The organism is Acinetobacter entericus (assembly GCF_026168575.1).
Classification (GTDB): domain Bacteria; phylum Pseudomonadota; class Gammaproteobacteria; order Pseudomonadales; family Moraxellaceae; genus Acinetobacter; species Acinetobacter bouvetii.
In genome coordinates, this window is sequence record NZ_JAPEQW010000072.1 from 1 (window position 1) to 3,392 (window position 3,392).

Below are 3,392 nucleotides of genomic sequence, written 5' to 3' on the forward strand. Positions count from 1 at the left end.
ATTACTGAAGAAGCCTTCAAGAATAGCTTTGTGCAACAAAGCCATTTAGCAATACGACAAGTTATGACGTTTAAAATGATTGCTTATAGTGCAAATTAAATGATTCTAAATCAGAGTAGGAAATTTAATATATATCTACTATAATAAATAAATATAGCCAAAATAGAAACTAATATTTTATTTTAATACATATATGAATCAATATTGCACACTTCAAATTTTTCAAAATAACGAATGGCAAGATTGCGCTATCGTTGAATTAATTGCTAATCAAGAGCAGGGCTGGAGAGCATCTACACGAACGTCATACTTATTTGAATATGCTATTGAACATATGGATTTAAGGGATGGTCATGCTCTATCATTCCAATTTCCAGTCAATGTACAAAACAACTTAGAAAACCAATGGCCAGCATTTCTCATGGACTTGCTACCTCAAGGTTATGGGCGAAAGGAGCTTTTAAATCAGCTGGGTTTTTCAATTAATGTAGAAGAACAAGCTGATTGGCCCCTACTGAAATCTGGGGCAGGTAATCCTATTGGTAATCTACGAATTAAAGAAGCTTATGACTGGCTTCAAGATCATTTTCCGACAGTGAAACCTCGTGGATTTAGCCTAAGCGAAATAATTGAAAGGAAAGAAGATTTCATTGAGTCACTTGCATCATATGGCTTATTTGTTGCTGGTTCTTCAGGTGTTCAAGGTGAATGGCCTAAACTATTACTAACACAAGGATATGATGGTCTGTTTTATTTAGATCACAGTCTTCCAGATGAACTAGCAGCAAAGCATTGGCTAGTTAAATTTAGTCGTGGAGATGATCAAAAACTGGAAAAAATACTGTTACATGAAGCAATTTACATGAAAATAGCTCGGTATTTAGGTCTAAGAGTGTTCAACGACTTGGAACTTCACCAGAGAACGCTATTTATTCCACGTTTTGATCGCCAAATTATCAATGGTAAAGTCGAAAGAGTTGCACAAGAAAGCCTAGCCTCTTTAAGTGGTAAAGCTGGCTTCGGCGTTAAAATGACACATAATCAAATTTGTACATTGATCATGGAATGTTGCTCATCACCAAGAGCTGAAATTTTTGAATATTTGAAACGAGATATCGCTAATGTTGCATTAGGAAATAAAGATAATCATACCCGTAATACCGCAATTCAACGTTTAAATGACGGCACAATTCAATTAACACCCCTCTTCGATTTTGCTCCAATGTGGCTTCATCCTGACGGAATTGCACGTACTACACGTTGGGAAAAAGATGACCATGGAGGAATGCCTATATGGGGATCTGTCATAACGCAAATAGAAGAATGTACAGGAATAGATTCAACTGAAATTAAACATACAATGATTCAACAATTGCCACTGTATGAAAATTTGCTCGATGAAATGAAAAAAATAAATATAGATGATGAGATTCTACAAAATAGTCATCATCGTATATTAAATATATGCCAACAGATTCAGGAGCTTTCTAATGGATAAACGTTATAAGCCTATGACGGCAATCGAGCAAATGAATAAACGCTTACAAGTCTTAGAAAATATAAATAACAATCCTGAGTGGCAAATTTACCAGATTGCATCATACATTAGAAAAGAACTACATTTAACATTAAATGAAATGAGTAAAATTACTAAAATAGCACCACAGACTTTACAGAAAATGGAGCAACCTGATAGTAATCCAACATTAGATTCTATAAATAAGTTGTTAAATGCATTTGGTTTAAAATTTATTATTAAATCAAAATAGTTTAATTTAAATTACCTATAAACTAGATTTTGATTTATTTTCTAAATAGTCACCCCACCACTGCATCATATCAGCTCTTTGTTGAATATAATCTGCATGGTTATAACTAGCACGTGTTTTATTCTTATCTACATGTGAAAGCTGAGCCTCAATCCAACTATCTTGAAATAAGCCAGAATCATTTAAAATAGTACTGAATGTTGATCTTAAACCGTGTGAGGATAGCTCATTTGTTTTGTATCCCATCTTACGAATGGCTGAATTTATTGTGTTAAAATGCAATGGCTTATCTTTAATTTTTGGGCTGGCAAAAACATAACGATCGCCTTGTGACCACTCTAGTGCAGATCTAACAATGCTCACCGCTTGCGATGATAACGGGACTAAAAAATCTGGAATATCATAACCTGCTATCACTTTTCGACGATATTGCTTGATATGTAAAGCAGGTATTTTCCAAATTTTGTTGTCAAAATCAAAATGATGAGGTTCTGCAGACAATAACTCTGCCCCCCTGACTCCAGTATATAATTTAAATAGGATTGCTTTTTTTATAATCGGATCTGTATTTAGTTGAGTTATTCTAAGAATAAAATTAGAAATTTCTTCATCTTTTAAATAGGGATAATTTTTCTTTAATTTCCCTTTCAATAATATTTTATTGAGACCATAAGCTTGATTATAATCACAGTATCCCATTGCAACTGCAAAATCATAGATTTGATTTAAATAGCTATACGCTTTTTTTACAGGTTCCTTAACTCCCCTATTTTCAATCTGCTTAATTACCTTAACTAAATCAGTTCTTTTAATTTTGCTAAAATCTATATCACCAATAACGGGATAAATGTCATTTATTAAACATGCATTCGCCAATTGGATTACACCACCACGTGGTTGATCTTTAAATGAATTATTTGTTTTAAACTCTAACCATTCTTCACAAACAACTTTAAAAGTTTGAATTTTCTCCTGAACTAAATTTTGTGTAGAAAATTTAGTTGCCTTATAGGAGTCTCTGGCCACTCTAGCCTCTTTGAGATTCATCTCAGGATATGTACCTAGAGTGACTCGTGGTCTTTTACCCGTTTCTGCAACTGAATATCGATAACTCCAAGACTTTTTTCCATTAGGATCGACTTTTAAGCTTAAACCATCATCATCAGCTAAAAAGTAAATTTTTTCTTTTGGATATGACTTTCGTACTTGTGTTTCCGTAAGACTCATAAATTTTTATAAACCAGCATAATGATCCCCATTATCTTAATTATATCAAAAATAAGCATTATTATGTGATGCGTATATTACGCATCACATAAATATTTATATATATGTTTTTTATAAATATTTTTGTTATATTCTACATTGTAGTAACCAAAAAAGTAACCACTGTTAAAATCTGTATTAAGCAACAAAAATCAGTGATAGTTAATCATTACTCTGCAATGGGTTTGTTTTAAAGACCTCGCAACCGAGCCTTAATTATTCGAGGCAATATTTCTATCCGGTTTTATTCTTTGACTCAATGGTATGTTCATACGCAAGAAAAAATGGATCAAATCAAACTTAGTCCAATACTGAACCGTACCGGGTTTGTCGGAGACTCAGTATTCTGAGATGAGA

The 3,392-nt window shown here is 33.0% G+C and carries 3 protein-coding genes; 2 read left to right on the plus strand and 1 reads right to left on the minus strand.

From position 1 onward, the window contains the following. Nucleotides 1–193 precede the first annotated feature (193 nt). Both OKC24_RS19250 and OKC24_RS19255 read left to right on the plus strand, forming a co-directional pair. Nucleotides 194–1,498 carry a type II toxin-antitoxin system HipA family toxin gene (locus tag OKC24_RS19250; RefSeq protein ID WP_104442446.1) on the plus strand — a complete coding sequence of 435 codons (1,305 nt, stop codon included), beginning with the start codon at nucleotides 194–196 and terminating at the stop codon, nucleotides 1,496–1,498. Beyond that, nucleotides 1,491–1,769 carry a helix-turn-helix domain-containing protein gene (locus tag OKC24_RS19255; protein ID WP_004871362.1) on the plus strand — a complete coding sequence of 93 codons (279 nt, stop codon included), beginning with the start codon at nucleotides 1,491–1,493 and terminating at the stop codon, nucleotides 1,767–1,769. The genes OKC24_RS19250 and OKC24_RS19255 overlap by 8 nt, the downstream gene beginning before the upstream one ends. Before the next feature lie 15 nt (nucleotides 1,770–1,784). Here OKC24_RS19255 and OKC24_RS19260 read toward each other — a convergent pair whose 3' ends face one another. Further along, nucleotides 1,785–2,996 carry a tyrosine-type recombinase/integrase gene (locus tag OKC24_RS19260; RefSeq protein ID WP_111886099.1) on the minus strand — a complete coding sequence of 404 codons (1,212 nt, stop codon included), beginning with the start codon at nucleotides 2,994–2,996 and terminating at the stop codon, nucleotides 1,785–1,787. Nucleotides 2,997–3,392 lie beyond the last annotated feature (396 nt).